The 16,005-nt window shown below is 66.2% G+C and carries 17 protein-coding genes; 11 read left to right on the forward strand and 6 right to left on the reverse strand.

Going from position 1 to position 16,005, the window contains the following annotated elements:
• The first annotated feature begins 16 nt into the window (after window positions 1-16).
• The 5 genes from phoB to ptsP are packed head-to-tail and all read left to right on the forward strand — an operon-like array spanning window position 17 to window position 4,460.
• Window positions 17-703: a phosphate regulon transcriptional regulator PhoB gene (gene phoB, locus DSM104440_RS18395; protein WP_171165267.1), complete on the forward strand. Its 687-nt coding sequence runs from the start codon at window positions 17-19 to the stop codon at window positions 701-703.
• On the forward strand, window positions 700-2,034 hold the full coding sequence (phoR, locus tag DSM104440_RS18400; RefSeq protein ID WP_171165269.1) for a phosphate regulon sensor histidine kinase PhoR: 1,335 nt from the start codon (window positions 700-702) through the stop codon (window positions 2,032-2,034). Before phoB ends, phoR begins: the two co-directional genes overlap by 4 nt.
• A 13-nt stretch (window positions 2,035-2,047) precedes the next feature.
• Window positions 2,048-2,446, forward strand: a complete 399-nt coding sequence (locus DSM104440_RS18405) for a PTS sugar transporter subunit IIA (protein ID WP_171165271.1) — start codon at window positions 2,048-2,050, stop codon at window positions 2,444-2,446.
• Window positions 2,443-2,712, forward strand: a complete 270-nt coding sequence (locus DSM104440_RS18410) for an HPr family phosphocarrier protein (protein WP_171165273.1) — start codon at window positions 2,443-2,445, stop codon at window positions 2,710-2,712. Before DSM104440_RS18405 ends, DSM104440_RS18410 begins: the two co-directional genes overlap by 4 nt.
• A complete protein-coding gene (gene ptsP / locus DSM104440_RS18415) occupies window positions 2,712-4,460 on the forward strand; it encodes a phosphoenolpyruvate--protein phosphotransferase (RefSeq protein WP_171165274.1) in 1,749 nt (582 codons plus the stop codon). Before DSM104440_RS18410 ends, ptsP begins: the two co-directional genes overlap by 1 nt.
• Window positions 4,461-4,475: 15 nt before the next feature.
• On the opposite strand, the gene DSM104440_RS18420 is transcribed toward ptsP, so the two are convergent.
• The gene (locus tag DSM104440_RS18420; RefSeq protein WP_171165275.1) at window positions 4,476-5,378 is read right to left on the reverse strand and encodes a DUF2950 domain-containing protein; all 903 of its coding nucleotides are present in this window, start codon (window positions 5,376-5,378) and stop codon (window positions 4,476-4,478) included.
• Between the two features lie 29 nt (window positions 5,379-5,407).
• Window positions 5,408-6,673, reverse strand: coding sequence for a DUF3300 domain-containing protein (locus DSM104440_RS18425; protein ID WP_212758137.1), 1,266 nt, complete (start codon window positions 6,671-6,673; stop codon window positions 5,408-5,410).
• A gap of 208 nt (window positions 6,674-6,881) precedes the next feature.
• Here DSM104440_RS18425 and metX point away from each other — a divergent pair, with 208 nt between their 5' ends.
• From metX to ppk2, 3 genes are read left to right on the forward strand one after another with little or no spacing between them, the layout of a single operon-like run.
• Complete coding sequence (metX, locus tag DSM104440_RS18430; protein ID WP_171165276.1) at window positions 6,882-8,102, forward strand: homoserine O-succinyltransferase MetX; 1,221 nt, start codon at window positions 6,882-6,884, stop codon at window positions 8,100-8,102.
• Complete coding sequence (metW, locus tag DSM104440_RS18435) at window positions 8,099-8,695, forward strand: methionine biosynthesis protein MetW (protein ID WP_171165277.1); 597 nt, start codon at window positions 8,099-8,101, stop codon at window positions 8,693-8,695. The genes metX and metW overlap by 4 nt, the downstream gene beginning before the upstream one ends.
• A gap of 36 nt (window positions 8,696-8,731) precedes the next feature.
• A complete protein-coding gene (ppk2, locus tag DSM104440_RS18440; protein WP_171165278.1) occupies window positions 8,732-9,547 on the forward strand; it encodes a polyphosphate kinase 2 in 816 nt (271 codons plus the stop codon).
• On the opposite strand, the gene DSM104440_RS18445 is transcribed toward ppk2, so the two are convergent.
• The gene (locus tag DSM104440_RS18445) at window positions 9,516-10,832 is read right to left on the reverse strand and encodes an AmpG family muropeptide MFS transporter (RefSeq protein WP_171165279.1); all 1,317 of its coding nucleotides are present in this window, start codon (window positions 10,830-10,832) and stop codon (window positions 9,516-9,518) included. The genes ppk2 and DSM104440_RS18445 overlap by 32 nt on opposite strands.
• Before the next feature lie 60 nt (window positions 10,833-10,892).
• Here DSM104440_RS18445 and msrB point away from each other — a divergent pair, with 60 nt between their 5' ends.
• Complete coding sequence (gene msrB, locus DSM104440_RS18450) at window positions 10,893-11,285, forward strand: peptide-methionine (R)-S-oxide reductase MsrB (protein WP_171165281.1); 393 nt, start codon at window positions 10,893-10,895, stop codon at window positions 11,283-11,285.
• 21 nt (window positions 11,286-11,306) lie between these two features.
• Here msrB and DSM104440_RS18455 read toward each other — a convergent pair whose 3' ends face one another.
• Genes DSM104440_RS18455 through DSM104440_RS18465 form a run of 3 tightly spaced genes read right to left on the reverse strand, consistent with a single transcriptional unit; the run spans window position 11,307 to window position 14,384 of the window.
• A complete protein-coding gene (locus DSM104440_RS18455; protein WP_171165283.1) occupies window positions 11,307-11,657 on the reverse strand; it encodes a hypothetical protein in 351 nt (116 codons plus the stop codon).
• Between the two features lie 36 nt (window positions 11,658-11,693).
• Window positions 11,694-13,604 carry an ATP-binding cassette domain-containing protein gene (locus DSM104440_RS18460; RefSeq protein WP_171165285.1) on the reverse strand — a complete coding sequence of 637 codons (1,911 nt, stop codon included), beginning with the start codon at window positions 13,602-13,604 and terminating at the stop codon, window positions 11,694-11,696.
• 6 nt (window positions 13,605-13,610) lie between these two features.
• The gene (locus DSM104440_RS18465) at window positions 13,611-14,384 is read right to left on the reverse strand and encodes an exodeoxyribonuclease III (RefSeq protein WP_171165287.1); all 774 of its coding nucleotides are present in this window, start codon (window positions 14,382-14,384) and stop codon (window positions 13,611-13,613) included.
• Between the two features lie 65 nt (window positions 14,385-14,449).
• Here DSM104440_RS18465 and pyrE point away from each other — a divergent pair, with 65 nt between their 5' ends.
• Both pyrE and DSM104440_RS18475 read left to right on the forward strand, forming a co-directional pair.
• Window positions 14,450-15,130, forward strand: coding sequence for an orotate phosphoribosyltransferase (pyrE, locus tag DSM104440_RS18470; RefSeq protein ID WP_171165289.1), 681 nt, complete (start codon window positions 14,450-14,452; stop codon window positions 15,128-15,130).
• Window positions 15,131-15,188: 58 nt separating this feature from the next.
• Window positions 15,189-16,004 (forward strand): DUF4124 domain-containing protein, encoded by an 816-nt coding sequence (locus tag DSM104440_RS18475; RefSeq protein WP_171165292.1) that lies wholly within the window; start codon window positions 15,189-15,191, stop codon window positions 16,002-16,004.
• Window position 16,005: the final 1 nt, after the last annotated feature.

A 16,005-nucleotide genomic window follows, 5' to 3' on the forward strand; every position in this document is an offset into this window, starting at 1 on the left:
TTACCTGAGCCCCACCATGCCTGCCAGCATTCTCGTCGTCGAAGACGAACGCGCGATCCAGGAGCTGATCGCGATCAACCTCGAGCAGTCGGGTCAGCGCGCCGTGCGCGCCGACTCAGCCGAGCAGGCGTTGGAACTCATCCAGACGGAGTTGCCCGACCTCATCCTGCTCGACTGGATGCTTCCCGGGCAAAGCGGCCTCGAGCTCGCGCGCCGCCTGCGCGGCGACGCGCGCACGAAGGCCCTGCCGATCATCATGCTCACCGCCCGCGGCGAGGAAGCCGACAAGCTGCGCGGCCTCGAAACCGGCGCGGACGACTACATCACGAAGCCCTTCTCCCTGCGCGAGCTCCAGGCGCGCATCAAGGCCGTGCTTCGCCGCCGCGCGCCCGAGATCACCGATGACGTGATCGAGTACCACGGCCTCAAGCTCGATCCGGCTTCGCATCGCGTGACCGGCCGCGGCAAGGACCTGACGATGGGTCCGACGGAATTCCGCCTGCTGCACTTCTTCCTCACGCATCCGGAGCGCGTGTACACCCGCACGCAGCTGCTCGACCATGTGTGGGGCGATCACGTGTTCATCGAGGAGCGCACGGTGGACGTGCACATCCGGAGGCTGCGCGCCGCGCTCACGAAGAGCGGGCAGCAGACCTTCGTCCAGACCATCCGCGGCTCGGGATATCGCTTCTCCAAGGCATGAACGACTGGCTGGGCCGACTGATCCTCCTGGCCGCACTCGCCGGCTCGGGGGGACTGCTCGTCGGCTTGATCTTCGGCGGCCCGGCGGCCGCGCTCTTCCTGTTCTTCACGCTGGTGGGCATCGCGGCGCTGCACTACCGCAACCAGGAGCGACTCGCGCGCTGGATCGCGAACCCCAATCCCGATGACGTTCCCGATATCGCCGGCAGCTGGGGCGAAATCTTCGCGCGCCTCTATCGCCACCTGAAGCTCGAGCGCGCGAGCCAGGCGAGCCTCACCGCCGCGCTCTCGCGCTTCCGCGACGCGGCCGAGGCCATGCCCGACGGCGTGATCGTCCTCGACGCCGAGAACCACATCGAGTGGCTCAATCCCGCCGCCGAGAAACACTTCAACTTCTCGCTCGAGCGCGATCGCCTGCAGCCGATCACGAACCTGCTGCGCCAGCCGGCGCTGCTCGACTACATCCAGGGCGAACACTTCGGCGACCCGATGCAGTTGAAGGATATCGGCGAGGGCGAGCGCATCTTCTCGGTCCAGCTCGTCCCCTACGGCCACCAGCAAAAGCTGCTGCTCTCGCGCGACATCACGCGCTGGGAACGGCTCGAATCCATGCGCCGCGACTTCATCGCCAACGTCTCGCACGAGCTGCGCACCCCGCTCACCGTGATGAAGGGCTTCCTCGAGACGCTCACCGACGCGCGCGAAAGCGACGACCGGCTCTACCGCCGCTCGATGGAGCTGATGACCGAGCAAGCCGAACGCATGCAGCGCCTGGTCGAGGACCTGCTGATGCTCTCGCGCCTCGAGGATTCGGGCTACCCGCTGCGTGAAGAGCCGATCGACGTTGCGGCACTCGTGCGTTCGGTCCTGATGGACGCCGAGGCCCTGAATCGCGGGCAGCATCGCCTGCATTCGGACATGGCGCGCACCTGGATCCACGGCAGCCGCGACGAGCTGCGCAGTGCCTTCTCGAACCTGCTTTCGAACGCGATCCGCTACACGCCGCCCGGCGGCGAGATCCACGTGACCTGGAAGCTCGAGGACGGCAAACCCGTGTTTGCCGTGAAGGACAACGGCGAGGGCATCGCCCCCGAACACGTGCCGCGCCTCACGGAGCGGTTCTATCGCGTCGACCGCAGCCGCTCGCGCTCCACGGGGGGGACGGGCCTGGGCCTGGCGATCGTGAAGCACGTCCTGCAGCGCCACCAGGCCCATCTCGAGATCGACAGCGAACCGAACAAGGGCAGCACTTTCAGCTGCGTTTTCCCCGCCGCGCGCATCACCCCCGCCTCCGCCACGAAAGCCGAGATCACGCCGATTCGCGCCGCTTGAGTAGAATCGCGGCATGGTCGGCATCCTTCTCGTCTCGCACGGGGCTTTCGGCGAGTCCCTCATCCACTGCGCAAGCCACGTCCTGGGCAAGCGTCCCCTCTACCTGCGCCAGCTCGGCGTGACGATCCACGACGACCCGGAGGCGATCCTCCCGGTCGCGGTGGACCTGATCCGCTTCCTCGACCAGGGCCAGGGCGTGCTCGTCCTCACCGACATCTACGGCGCGACCCCTTCGAACATCGCTTCGCGCATCCTCGTGCCTGGGCGAGTCGAGGGCATCGCCGGCGTGAACCTGCCGATGCTGATTCGCGCGCTCACCTACCGCGACTCGCCGCTGGCGACCGTGATCGAGAAGGCGCTGTCGGGCGGCGTGGAAGGCGTGACGCGGATGCCGCTGCCGGTCAACGCATGATCAAGAAAAACGTACCCGTCGTGAACAAGCTGGGGCTTCACGCACGCGCCTCCGCCAAGCTCACCCAGACCGCTTCGGCCTTCAAGTGCGGCGTCTGGCTCACGCGCAACGGCCGGCGCGTGAACGCGAAAAGCATCATGGGCGTGATGATGCTCGCCGCGGGCATCGGCTCGACGCTCGAGGTCGAGACCGACGGCGAGGACGAACAGGCCGCGATGGACGCCCTCGAGAAGCTCTTCGCCGACAAGTTCGGGGAAGGCTCCTGATGGACGCGCGCGCCACCTCGGCGAGCTTCACGATCCACGGCATCGGCGTCTCGGGTGGCATCGCCATCGGCCATGCCCACCTCTTCCTCGGCATGGCGACCGAGGTCGATCACTACGAGATCACGGCCGCCGACGTCGTGCGCGAACAGAAACGCTACGACCGCGCGGTGAAGGAGGTGCGCGACGAGCTGAAGGAACTGGCCGATTCCGTGCGCCACGGCCCGGCCGCCGAGCTCGCCCCGTTCGTGAACGTGCACATGATGCTGCTCGACGATTCGTCGTTTTCGGAGGCGCCGCGCGAGCTGATCCGCGAACGCCACTGCAACGCCGAGTGGGCGCTGCGCATGCAGCTGGACGAGCTCACGGCGCAGTTCGACGAGATCGACGATCCGTATCTGCGCGAGCGCAAGGAAGACGTGCGCCAGGTCGCCGAGCGCATCCTCGAGGCACTCGCCGGCACCAAGCGACGCATGGCGGTGAAGCCCACGCGCGAGGACACCGCGATCCTGGTCGCCCGCGAGCTCACGCCCGCCGACGTGATCCTCTTCAAGCAGCACCACTTCGCGGCATTCATCACGGATCTGGGCGGCGCGACCTCGCACACCGCGATCATGGCGCGCTCGCTGGGCATTCCCGCGATCGTGGCACTGCACCACTCGCGCTCGATGATCCGCGAGGACGAGCTCATCGTGGTCGACGGCACCCAGGGCGTGGTGATCGTCAACCCGGACAAGCACGTCCTCACCGAGTACAAGCTCAAGCAGAACCAGGCGCGCCTCGAGCGCGAGAAACTCAAACGCCTGCGCAGCGCGCCGGCGGCCACGCTCGACGGCACCGTGATCCAGCTGCACGCCAACATCGAGCTTCCGTCGGACATCGAAGCCGTGCGCTCGAGTGGCGCCACGGGCGTGGGCCTCTTCCGCAGCGAGTTCCTGTTCATGAACCGCCGCGACCTGCCCGGCGAGGACGAGCAGTTCGAGGCCTATCGCGAGGTCGTCGAGGGCATGAAGGGCATGCCGGTCACGCTCCGTACGCTCGACATCGGCGCCGACAAGCAACTCGACAGCGAGGAACACCGCGTCGCCGTGAATCCGGCGCTGGGCCTGCGCGCGATCCGCTACTGCCTCGCCGAGCCGCAGGTGTTCAACACGCAACTGCGCGCGATCCTGCGCGCCTCGCGCTACGGCAAGGTGATGATCCTCGTCCCGATGCTCTCGTCGTCAGCGGAGGTCACGCAGTCGCTGCTCGCGGTGGCGGCGGCGAAGGAGCAGCTGCGCGACGAGAAGGTCAAGTTCGACGAGTACATCCCCGTGGGCGGCATGATCGAGGTGCCGGCCGCAGCGATCGCGCTGCCGATGTTCATCCGCAAGCTCGACTTCATCTCGGTGGGCACGAACGATTTGATCCAGTACACGCTCGCGATCGACCGCACGGACGACGCGGTCGCGCACCTCTACGATCCGCTGCATCCGGCAATCCTGAGCCTGCTCTCGAGCGTGATCCGCACGGCGCACCAGCACGAGAAGCCGGTGGCGGTGTGCGGGGAGATGGCGGGGGATGTGGATTTGACGCGGCTGTTGCTGGGCTTCGGGCTGCGTCACTTCTCGATGCACCCGGCCCACGTGCTGAGCGTGAAGCAGCGGGTGCTCAATACGAGCCTGCCCGACATCGCGCCGATCGTGGCGCGGATCCTGAAGACCGACGAGCCCGACAAGACCCAGGCGTTGCTCGAGAAGCTCAACGCCTAGGTTTCGGTACTCCGCTTACTGCACTTTCTGCCAGGTCTTGTCCGGGTTGTAGGCCTTGATGGCCGCGGCGGCCGCCGCGGTGCCGGCACCCAGGTCCTTCTCGTAGACGACGCCGTCGTGATTCACGACGAAGGTCTTCACGCCCGAGACGCCATACTTCTCGGGGAACGCGACGACGGCGAAACCGCCCATCATCCGGTCCTTCACGAGGTACGAGTACGCGCCGCCCGCCGCATCCTTGCCCTGCGACATGAGCATGCGGTACTGGTAGCCGTGGTACGGGCCGCCGGGGTTGGTTCCCGGGTAGCCTTCCTTGGCGGCCACGCCCACGAGCGGTCCGAGCGGGCTTTGCGGCGCGCCGGCCGCCGTCTCGAAATACAGGCCGTCCTTCTTGCCCTTCGTCGAGATGAACTTCTTCGCGTAGTCGGTCGAGCCGTTGCCGTCGGCATCGCTGGTGGCGTATTCGCGCTGCGCATCGACGACCGCGAGCAGCGTCTGGATGGTGTCGAGCTCGTTGCGGCCCACGCGGCGGTTGATGACTTCCTCGCGGCCGGTCTCCGCATCGAACGCCCACTTGCCGTCCTTGGCCTTCACCAGCGGGGCGGGGAAGGGCCAGTCGTCATCACCCACGTTGATGGTCGCCTTCGCGTCGCCTTCCTTCACGAGCTTGTTCTTCTTGTCGTAGGCGGCGAGGAAAGCCGTCCAATCCGCGCGGTCCGACACGGCGTCGCCCGTGAAGATCCAGGGCTTCGACTTCTCGCCGAAGATGGCGATCACGTTCTTGCCTTCGCCGGTACGCACCGCATCGGCAAGCGCCTTGGAGCCTTCCTCGGGGGAAGCAAACGAGCGTTGGGCGGCTGCGGGAAGTGCGGCGCAAAGCACGAGGCCCGCGGCGAGAATCAGTTGAGTCTTCTTCATGTTCAGTCTCCGAATGGATGAGGGTGGGATCAACGACGTCCGCCGCCGCCCCGACCGCCTCCGCCGCCACCGCCACGGCTGGCGCTGCCGCGCGAGCTCGCCGCGCGCGTGGATGCGCCGCCGCCCGAGTTGCTGAAGCCGCTATGGCTTCCACGGCTGCTGGCGCTGCCGCCACCACCGCCGAAGTCGCGCGATCCGCTGCCGCCGCCCGATGCTGAGCCGCGCGAGCCCATGTCGCGCGTGTTCGCGCTCGCGGCCGCGCCTCCACGATCACCGCCGCCGAAGTTGCCGGAGCCGGATCGATCGCCCGCGCCGCCGCCCAACTGGCTGCGGTCCATGCTGCCCATCTCCGAACGGCCCTGCTCGGCACGCCCGCGGAACTGCTCGCGCGATTGCGCCGCCTTCTGGTCGCCGCCGCGGTTGTACTTCTGCGCGGTCCCCTGGTCCTTGTACGGAACACCCTTGCGATTCTCGGCGTTGTGCTGGAACTTGTTGTTGGTGTTGCTGATGTTCGTCTTGTTGAAGTTGTTGTAGTTGTTCGTGTTGATGTTGATGTCGTTGCCGCCCCAGTTGCAGTTGCCCCAGATCGCCGCGCCGACGACCACACCGGTGGCGAAGGCAAGGCCCGGCGCATAGACGTAGCCCGGCGGATACATGTAGTACGGCGGGTAGGCCGGATACCACCAGGTCCCGTAGATCGTGGCCGGGTTGTAGGTCGGAACGTAGACGACTTCAGGCTTCGTGGGCTCGACCTTGATGATGGTGGCGCCACCTTCGTTCGCGGTCGTCACCTTCTGCTGGTCGGTCGACTTGAGGTTCCCGGCGTCGGAGGCCTTCTTGCGCAGCGACTGGACCGTCTGCATCACGGCCTTCTGGTCGGCGAGGAACGCGTCGCCCAGCTTCTGCGTCCAGTCGATCTTTTCGTTCATCTGCGTGAGCACCTGCGGCACGGTGGTCAGCGACTTCACCGCCGGATCCCAGGTCTGCTTGACCAGCGCGTCCTCGAGCGCCTTGTCCTTCAGCGTCGGGTTGGCCTTCTGCCAACGCGCCGCCTCGACGACCTGGAGCGGATACGTGGAAGCCATGAAGATCTGCGCGAGGAGCGGATCCGGATACAACGCGATGGGCGCGAGGATCGTGTCCAGGTCCTGCTGCGAGAAGGGCTTGGTGGCCGCGGGCGCCGCGGCGGCCGTCGTTGCCGGCGGCGTGGTGGGCGCAGGCTGCTGCGCCAATGCGGGCATGAACGCCAGCATCAGGGCAACGGCCAGGGGATTCCGAGTACGAGTGGCACGCATTTGAGTCTCCTTCGAAGGCTACCGATGGCGCGAGGGAAAGCAGAGTACCCGGATTGTACGCGGGCTCCAACTTGCCCGACGCCCCGCGGGGGCATAGAATCCTTGCTGACGCGCCGATTTGCACTCTGCTTGCGGGCGCTTAATAAATGCGGCTAAACGAGTGACGGGACCGAAACCCGGCACGACCGTTTGGCTGCCGGGTTTTTTCATGGCCGATTCACCACAACGATCGGTCGGGGCCGTCACCGCGGAGCGCGCGGGATTCCTCGAGCCGTTGATCCTCAAGGCGGGCAAGACCCTCGCTTCGTACGAGCTCGTCTACGAAACGTACGGCACGCTCAACGCCGATCGTTCGAACGCGATCCTCGTCTGCCACGCGCTTTCGGGCGGGCATCACGTTGCCGGCTATTACGCCAACGACCCCACCAAGATCGGCTGGTGGGACAACATGATCGGCCCGGGCAAGGCGATCGACACGGACCGCTTCTTCGTGATCGGCGTGAACAATCTCGGCGGATGCCACGGCTCGACCGGTCCTGCATCGATCGACCGCGCGACGGGCCAGCCGTACGGCGCGGGTTTTCCGCTGGTCACTGTCGAGGATTGGGTCGCTTCGCAGGCGCGGCTCATGGATCGCCTGGGCATCCAGACGCTCGCCGGCGCGATCGGCGGGTCGCTCGGCGGCATGCAGGCGCTGCAGTGGACGCTTTCCTATCCGGATCGCATTCGCCACGCGTTCGTGATCGCGGCGGCACCCAAGCTCTCCACGCAGAACATCGCCTTCAACGATGTCGCGCGCCAGGCGATCGTTTCGGATCCGGATTTCCATGGCGGGAATTTCTACGCGCAGGGAACGATTCCCGCGCGCGGCCTCAAGCTCGCCCGCATGCTCGGGCACATCACCTATCTTTCCGACGACGTGCTGAGCGAGAAATTCGGCCGGGTCCTGAAGCGCGAGGGTTACGGCTTCAACTACGACGTCGAGTTCGAGATCGAGTCGTACCTCCGATACCAGGGCGACAAGTTCGCGCAGATCTTCGACGCGAACACCTACCTGATCATGACGAAGGCGCTCGACTACTTCGACCCGGCGCGCGAAACCGGCGGTGATCTCGCGAAGGCGCTCTCGCCCGCGAAGGCCGGGTTCTTCCTCGCCTCCTTCAAGAGCGACTGGCGCTTCCCGCCGTCGCGCTCGCGCGAACTCGTGCGCGCGCTGGTCGCGGGCAGCAAGCGCGTCACCTACGCGGAGATCGACGCGCCTTCGGGTCATGACGCGTTCCTGCTGAACGACGCGCATTACCACCGGCTCGTCGCGTCATACACGGACAACATCGCTGCGGAGATCAACGCGGGCAGCCGCGCCGGGCCGCTCGTGATCGGCGACACCGAGCTCGAGGAAATGAAGGGCTACAAGGGGACCGCGCAATGAGCCCCTCCCAGCAACGCTACGACTTCGAGCTCATCGCCTCGTGGATTCCCGAGGGCTCGCGCGTGCTCGACCTCGGCTGCGGCGATGGCGTCTTGCTCGCGGGCCTCACCGCGACGCGCAATGTCAGCGGCTATGGCGTGGAGATCGACGATGCGGGCGTGCTCGCGAGCGTGGCCAACGGCGTCGACGTGATCCAGATGGACCTCGAGTCGGGCCTCAACGTGTTCGAGGATGGCGCGTTCGACTTCGTGATCCTCTCGCAGACGCTGCAGGCGATGAAGAACACCGAGAAGATCCTGAAGGAGATGCTGCGCGTGGGCCGCCAGGGGATCGTCACGTTCCCCAACTTCGGCTACTGGCGCCACCGCCTCGACATCATGAGGGGGCAGATGCCCGTTTCGAAGACGCTGCCCTACCAGTGGTACAACACGCCCAACATCCACCTGTGCACGGTGAAGGATTTCGAGGACCTGTGCGTGAAGGTCGGCGCGCAGATCCTCGACGAACAGGTGATCACGGGCGGGCGTCCGGTGACGGTTCTGCCGAACCTGCTGGGCGACCTCGCGGTCTTCCGGTTCCGCCGCAGCCCCTGAGTCGATAGACTCACCCCCTCATTCCAGGAGACGACCGTGGCCAAGGCCGAGAAGAAGAAAACCGCAGTGGATGCGAAGGGCAAGATCGACAGCAAGACCTACGATCGCGAGATGAAGCGCCTGCACGGCGAGTTGGTCGCGATGCAGGAGTGGGTGAAGGCCAAGGGCCTCAAGGTCTGCGTGGTATTCGAAGGCCGCGACGGCGCGGGCAAGGGCGGCACGATCAAGGCCCTCACCGAACGCGTGAGCCCGCGCGTGTTCCGCGTGGTGGCGCTGCCCGCACCCACCGACCGCGAGAAGTCGCAGATGTACATCCAGCGCTACCTGCCGCACCTGCCCGCCGCGGGCGAGATCGTGATCTTCGACCGCAGCTGGTACAACCGTGCGGGCGTGGAGCGCGTGATGGGCTTCACCGACCAGAAGCGGGTGAAGAAATTCCTCGAGGTGCTGCCCAACGTCGAGCGCGCGATCGTCAACTCGAACATCATCCTGATCAAGTACTGGCTCGAAGTGAGCATGGACGAGCAGACGCGGCGCCTGAAGGCCCGCGCCGACGACCCGCGCAAGATCTGGAAGCTCTCGCCGATGGACTTGAAGAGTTACTCGCGCTGGCATGACTACACCGAGGCGCGCGACGACATGTTCAAGTACACGCACTCGGAGTGGGCGCCGTGGCGCGTGGCCTACACCGACGACAAGAAGCGCGGCCGCCTCAACATCATCAGCGATCTCCTCTCGCAGATTCCCTACGAGAAGCTGAAGATGCCCAAGGTGAAGCTGCCCGCGCGCGGCAAGTCCGGGAAGTACAAGGAACGGCCGATCACCGTGACGAAGGTGAAGGAGCGGTACTAGCCGATCCGGGCATCGCCTCTTCCTTGTCGAGCGCGATGACCGTCGCGCGCTTCCACCAGAGCAGGAACAGGCCCGGGAGCGCGGTGAAGAACGTGATCACGAAGAACGTGGGCCAATCGAGGCCCATGTACTGCGGATCGGTCATGTAGCCCGCGGCCGGGCCGACGTAGACACGGCCCAGCGCCGCCAGCGCGGAGATGAGCGCGTACTGGAACGCGGTGAAGCGCGGGTTGCACAGCGCCATCTGCAGCGCGACGAACGAAGCCGTTCCCATCCCGCCACAGAGGTTGTCGAAGCCGATCGCCGCGTACAGCACCGTGTAGTCCTTGCCCACCACGGCCAGCCCCGCGTACGCGAGGTTCGATATCGCCTGCAGGATGCCGAAGACCAGCAGCGACTTGAACAGGCCCCAGCGCAGCATCAGCACGCCGCCCGCGATCACGCCCACGAGTGTTGCGATCAACGCCATCACCTTGTTGGCGTAGGCGACGTCCTCGAGCGAGAAGCCCACGCCGCGAATGAGGAACGGCGTCGTGAGCGAGAGGGCGAAGGCGTCGCCGACCTTGTAGAGAACGACCACCGCGAGCAACACGAGCGCGCCCGGGCGCGTGACGAACTCGACGAGCGGACCGAACACCGCTTCCTGCAGGGTCTTCGGCGCGGGCGCGGAATTGGGCTCGTGCGCCCAGAAGGTCGCGGCGATGCCGATGCCCATGAGGGCGGCCATCGCGAGATAGGTGTTCTGCCAGCCGATCGCGGGAAGCCACGACGTGCCGGCCGCGAGCAGCAGCGCGAAGGCGCCGGCCACGAGCAGCGCGATGCGGTAGCCCACGACGAAGAACGCGCTGAAGAGCCCGCGCTCGCGCGGGTTGGTCACCATGTCCGTGCGATACGCATCCGCGACGATGTCCTGCGAGGCGGAGGCGAATGCGACAAACACCGCGATCAGCGCCATCGTCGCGATCTGCGTGCCCGGCGAATACATCGACATCCACGCGATGCCGCCGACCAGCGCCACCTGCGTGATGAGGATCCAGCCGCGGCGCCGGCCCAGGAAGGGCGGCGCGTACCGGTCCATGAACGGCGCCCACAGGAACTTGAACGTGTAGGGCTGCTGGACCAGCGTGATCATCCCGAGTGCCACGAGGCTCACGCCCTCGACCGTGGCCCACGCCTGGAAGGTGGAGGTGACCAGCGAGATCGGCAAGCCCGAGGCGTAGCCGAGGAGAAGGAGCACCGCGAGCTTGCGTTCGCGGAAGAAGACGTTATATGCGTTGGGTGGCAAGGTGGCGTGAGAATACCCGAGCGCGCGCCGCTATACTGAAATGCACGAGACGAGGGCCCCATGGACAAGGTCAAGAAGACGGACGCCGAATGGCGCACGACGCTTTCGCCGGAGCAATTCAACATCCTGCGCAACCACGCGACCGAGCGGCCGTTCACCGGGCCGCACCAGGAGCTCGGCATCGCGGGCACCTATGTGTGCGCCGGCTGCGGGCTGCCGCTCTTCGAGTCGGCCTCGAAGTTCGACGCCGGTTGCGGATGGCCGAGCTTCTCCGAGAAGCTCGATCCCGAGAACGTCGCCGAGACCGTGGACAAAACCCACGGCATGGTGCGCACCGAGGTGCACTGCGCGCGCTGCGATGGGCACCTGGGCCACGTCTTCGATGATGGCCCCCAGCCGACCGGGCTGCGCTACTGCATCAACGGCCATTCGCTGAAGCTCGCGAAGAAATAGAGGGGCGGGGCCCCTCCGTTTCTAGTTGGCCGGTTGCGGCTCGAGCTTGCCGAGCTTTTCCAGGCGCAGGCGGATCGAGCTCAGCGTGCGCGCGTGCTTGCGGGCGATCTCGTGCAACACGATGCCCGAATCGAATTCACCGGTGAGCGTTGCGTCCTCGGCTTCGGTCCAGGGCTTGCCGAAGTTCGCGGGCAGGCGTTCGCGGCGCTTCTCGCGCTCGACCTCGCGTTCCATCAGCTCCACGGCGGAAAAGAGCGCGCGCAACGTGCGCGGCTCCGAATAGGGTGACTCGTCGGCGAACATTTCGCCGGTGAGCGGGTTCACGCCGTCGGCGAGCGCGCGGACGATGGGCAGTGCAGACTGCAGTTGCATGGAGGGCCTCCCTTGATGGTGGAGACCAAACAACGGTCACTCCCGGACGCGGTTGACCTCGGTTTCCATGTTGGCCTGCGCCCACAGCCAGTCTTCCTCGAGCTGCGCGATGCGCGCGGCCACTTCGCCGCGGCGCTGCGTGAGACCTTTCAATCGCTCGCGGTTGCCCTCTTCGTACGCCTGCTCGGAGGCGAGCCACGCATCGGCCTCCGCGCCCTCGGCCTGCAGCGACTCGAGCTCCTTCTCGATCGCGCGCAATTTTTTCTCGAAAGGTTTCTTCACCTCGGCGATGCGCTGGCGCGCTTCGGCTTCCGAACGGCGCTGCGCCTTGCGATCGGGGGTGCCCGCTGCATCGACGCGCTGCGTGCCGCGCGAGTGGTACTCACGCGACCACTCCTTGTACGCATCGAGATCGCCGTCGAACGGCGCGACGCGGCCATCGGCCACGAGCAGCCACTGGTCGGTCGCGGCTTCGAGCAGGTGGCGATCGTGCGCGACCACGATCAGCGCGCCCTCGAAATCGGTGAGCGCCTGCGCGAGCGATTCGCGCATCTCGATGTCGAGGTGGTTGGTGGGCTCGTCGAGGAGCAGCAGGTTGGGCCGCTGCCAGACGATGAGCGCGAGTGCGAGGCGCGCCTTCTCGCCACCCGAGAAGCTCGCGACGGGTTGCGTGACCTGGTCGCCGCGGAAATCGAAGCCGCCGAGGAAATCGCGCAGCTCCTGCTCGCGCACGCCCGGTGCAATGCGGCCCATGTGCCACAGCGAATGCTCCTCGAGGCGAAGCTGGTCGACCTGGTGCTGCGCGAAGTAGCCGATGCGCAGGCCCTGCGCGCGGTGCATCTCGCCCGATTGCAATTCGAGGTTGCCCACGAGCGCCTTGAGCAGCGTGGACTTGCCCGCGCCGTTGGGGCCGAGCAAGCCGATCGCATCCCCCCAGAGCACGCTCCACTCGACGTCACGCAGCACGGTCTTGTCGCCGTAGCCGATCGCCGCATCCTCGATACGAAAGAGCTGCTTGGGCTTTTCCGCGGGCATGCGAAACGTGAACGAGAACGGCGTATCGACGTGCGCGGCGGCGATGCGCTCGAGTTTTTCCAGCGCCTTCACGCGGCTTTGCGCCTGGGCGGCCTTGGTCGCCTTCGCCTTGAAGCGCTTGATGAACGCCTCGAGGTGCGCGATCGCCTTCTGCTGCTTCTCGAAAGCCGACTGCTGCAGCGCAAGCCGCGCGGCCCGCTGCGCCTCGAACGCGGAGTAGTTGCCGGTGTACGAGTTGAGCTTCTGGTTCTCGATGTGCACGATCGACTGCGCGCACGCATCGAGGAACTCGCGGTCGTGCGTGATGAGCAGCACCGCACCCGGGAAGGCCTTCAGCCAATCCTCGAGCCACATCACGGCATCGAGGTCGAGGTGGTTCGTGGGCTCGTCGAGCAGCAGCAGGTCCGCGCGGCACATGAGGGCGCGCGCGAGGTTGAGCCGCATGCGCCAGCCGCCCGAGAAGCTCGCGACGTGGCGCGCCTGCGCATCCATCGTGAAGCCCAGGCCGCCGAGCATCGCCTGCGCTCGCGAGCGCGCCTGGTAGCCGCCGATCTCCTCGTAGCGCGAATGCAGGAGGGCCACCTTCTCGCCCTCTTCGTGGCTCGCCTCGGCCTGCGCGATCGCCGCTTCCACTTCGCGCAGCTCGCCGTCGCCATCCATGACGAACTCGATCGCCGCGCGCTCGATCGCCGGCGTTTCCTGCGCGACGTGCGACAGCACCCACTTGGGCGGAACGCTTACTTCACCTTCGTCGGCGTGAAGCTCGTTGCGCACGAGGGCGAAGACACTCGACTTGCCCGCGCCATTGGGCCCGACCAGCCCGACACGCTGCCCGGGGTGCACGTTCATCGAGGTGCGTTCGAGGAGGACCTTGGCTCCCCGCCGCAGCGTCATGTTGGAGATTCGCAGCACGGTGCCTTACAGCTCGCAGTCGTAGTCGATGGTGAGCGGCGCGTGATCGGAGAAGCGCTTCGCCTTGTAGATGGAGCACGAGCGCGCGAGCTTCGCGATCCCGGGTGTTGCGATCTGGTAGTCGATCCGCCAGCCCACGTTCTTGTTGTACGCATCCCCCCGGCTGGACCAGAACGTGTAGTGGTCGCCTCCAGGCTCCAGCGCCCGGAACACGTCGATCCAGCCCACGCGCTCGAAGATCTCCGTGAGCCACGCGCGCTCCTCGGGAAGGAAACCCGAGTTCTTCTGGTTGGAGCGCCAGTTCCTCAGGTCGATTTCCTTGTGCGCGATGTTCCAGTCGCCGCACAGCACGATCTCGCGGCCGCACGCGCGCATCTGCTCGAGCCTCGGGAGGAAGCGCTTCATGAAGGCGAACTTGCGCGCCTGCGCCTCCTCGCCGCTCGAACCCGAAGGCAGGTAGAGCGAGATCACGCTCAACTTGCCGAAGTCGACCTGCAGGAAGCGGCCCTGCGCGTCGATGTCCTTGATGCCCAGGCCCATCACCACGTTGTCGGGCGACTTGCGCGCATAGATCGCGACACCGCTATAGCCGCGCTTCTCGGCCGGATGGAAGAAGGCGTGCAGGCCCCGGGGCGCGAGCAGCGTCCGCGGCAGGTCCGCCTCCTGCGCCTTGATTTCCTGCAGGCAGACGACGTCCGCCTTCTGGCGCCGCATCCACGGCGCGAATCCCTTCGCGGCCGCGGAGCGAAGGCCGTTCACATTGAGCGTCACGATGCGCATGGGAATGCCCGGCGAAGCCCGCCGGATCGAGGCAAAATAGCGCGTATCGTACACACCGATCCCGCATGAGCGCCTTGCCCGCCCCCACCCTCGCCCCCGATCCCCACGCGTTCCGCCGCGAGTTCGTCGCGTTCGCCATCGAATCGGGTGCCCTGCGCTTCGGCGAGTTCAAGACCAAGGCCGGCCGGCTCTCCCCCTACTTCTTCAACTCCGGACTGTTCCGCGACGGCGCGACGATGGGTGCGCTCGCCGGCTACTACGCCCAGGCCGCGCTCGCTTCCGGAATCGCCTTCGACATGCTGTTCGGCCCCGCCTATAAAGGCATCACGCTGGCCGCCTGCACCGCCGTTTCACTTGCCGCATTGGGTCACAATCTGCCGTTCTGCTTCAACCGCAAGGAAGCCAAGGACCACGGCGAAGGCGGCAACATCGTCGGCGCGCCGCTCGCGGGGCGGGTCCTCATCCTGGACGACGTGATCACCGATGGCGCTTCCAAGCGCGAGGCGGTCGAGCTGATCCGGGTTGCAGGGGCCACCCCGGCTGGCGTACTAATTGCATTGGATAGGCAGGAACGAGGATCCGGCGAGCTGTCGGCGGCCCAGGAGGTCGGTCGTCAGTTCGGCGTCCCCGTGACGGCGATTGCCACCCTGGAAGACGTCTTGGCCACGCTCCGGGGCCGGCCCGACCGCAAGCAGGAGGTCGCACGCATCGAGGAATATCGGCAGCGCTACGGCGCAGTCGCGTAGACATTGTCGCGGGTCAGCCGGCGTAGATCGGCCTGCCCGAGCGCACGAGGGTAAGACGATGAGAGGCTTGATTGTGTTGCTGGCTGCATTTGCCGCGTCCACGGCGGGTGCTGCCTACCGCTGCGTGGATGAAAAGGGCGTGACGCATATCGGCGACACGCCGCCCGCGGCCTGCGCGAAGGTGCCGATGTTCGAGGTTTCACGCTCGGGCACGGTACTGCGCAAGATCGATCCGACGCCGACGGCGGAGGAGGCCAAGTCGCGTGAGGAAGCCGCGGCCAAGGCGAAGGAGGAGGCGAAGCACGCCTTCGAACAGCGCCGCAAGGATATCGCGCTGCTGGCCACCTACAGCGCCGAGAAGGACTTCGACATCGCCACCGAACGCAATACCGAGCCCATCCAGGGCCGTATCGCCATGGTCCAGGAGCGCCAGAAGGCCGTCGACAAGCGCCTCAAGGAAATCGAGGAGGAGATGGAGTTCTACAAGGCCGGCAAGAGCAAGGCGTCCTCGAATTCAAAGGTCCCGGCCAAGACGCGCGAGATTCCGATCCAGCTCCAGACCGACCACGAGCGCACGCTGGGCGAGCAGGCCCATCTCAAGAAGAACCTGGCGGAGTACGAGAAGGAGCTCGCCGACGTGAAGGCCAAGTACGACGCCGACCGCAAGCGCTGGAAGGAACTGAAGACCAACTCGACGCTGCGCTCGCAAGTGAACGCGCCCACGAAGGAAGACCAGGAGAAGTTGAAGAACTGGACGCGCGGGCAGGCGGTTTGCGGCGAGAAGACCATCTCGTGCCGGCGCGGCGAATCGTACCTGTGTCTCTCGAAGGACGGCACCTGGCACTCGGTGCCCTGCGAAGCGCCGAAGCTCTGAC

The organism is Usitatibacter palustris, from assembly GCF_013003985.1.
Classification (GTDB): domain Bacteria; phylum Pseudomonadota; class Gammaproteobacteria; order Burkholderiales; family Usitatibacteraceae; genus Usitatibacter; species Usitatibacter palustris.

Coding starts and splice junctions, on each gene's coding strand:
- pyrE (WP_171165289.1), top strand. CDS start 14,450: ATGAGCGCCTTGCCCGCCCCCACCCTCGCCCCCGATCCCCACGCGTTC.
- DSM104440_RS18420 (WP_171165275.1), bottom strand. CDS start 5,378: ATGAAGAAGACTCAACTGATTCTCGCCGCGGGCCTCGTGCTTTGCGCC.
- msrB (WP_171165281.1), top strand. CDS start 10,893: ATGGACAAGGTCAAGAAGACGGACGCCGAATGGCGCACGACGCTTTCG.
- DSM104440_RS18410 (WP_171165273.1), top strand. CDS start 2,443: ATGATCAAGAAAAACGTACCCGTCGTGAACAAGCTGGGGCTTCACGCA.
- phoR (WP_171165269.1), top strand. CDS start 700: ATGAACGACTGGCTGGGCCGACTGATCCTCCTGGCCGCACTCGCCGGC.
- DSM104440_RS18475 (WP_171165292.1), top strand. CDS start 15,189: ATGAGAGGCTTGATTGTGTTGCTGGCTGCATTTGCCGCGTCCACGGCG.
- DSM104440_RS18425 (WP_212758137.1), bottom strand. CDS start 6,673: ATGCGTGCCACTCGTACTCGGAATCCCCTGGCCGTTGCCCTGATGCTG.
- phoB (WP_171165267.1), top strand. CDS start 17: ATGCCTGCCAGCATTCTCGTCGTCGAAGACGAACGCGCGATCCAGGAG.
- DSM104440_RS18455 (WP_171165283.1), bottom strand. CDS start 11,657: ATGCAACTGCAGTCTGCACTGCCCATCGTCCGCGCGCTCGCCGACGGC.
- ptsP (WP_171165274.1), top strand. CDS start 2,712: ATGGACGCGCGCGCCACCTCGGCGAGCTTCACGATCCACGGCATCGGC.
- metW (WP_171165277.1), top strand. CDS start 8,099: ATGAGCCCCTCCCAGCAACGCTACGACTTCGAGCTCATCGCCTCGTGG.
- metX (WP_171165276.1), top strand. CDS start 6,882: ATGGCCGATTCACCACAACGATCGGTCGGGGCCGTCACCGCGGAGCGC.
- DSM104440_RS18465 (WP_171165287.1), bottom strand. CDS start 14,384: ATGCGCATCGTGACGCTCAATGTGAACGGCCTTCGCTCCGCGGCCGCG.
- DSM104440_RS18405 (WP_171165271.1), top strand. CDS start 2,048: ATGGTCGGCATCCTTCTCGTCTCGCACGGGGCTTTCGGCGAGTCCCTC.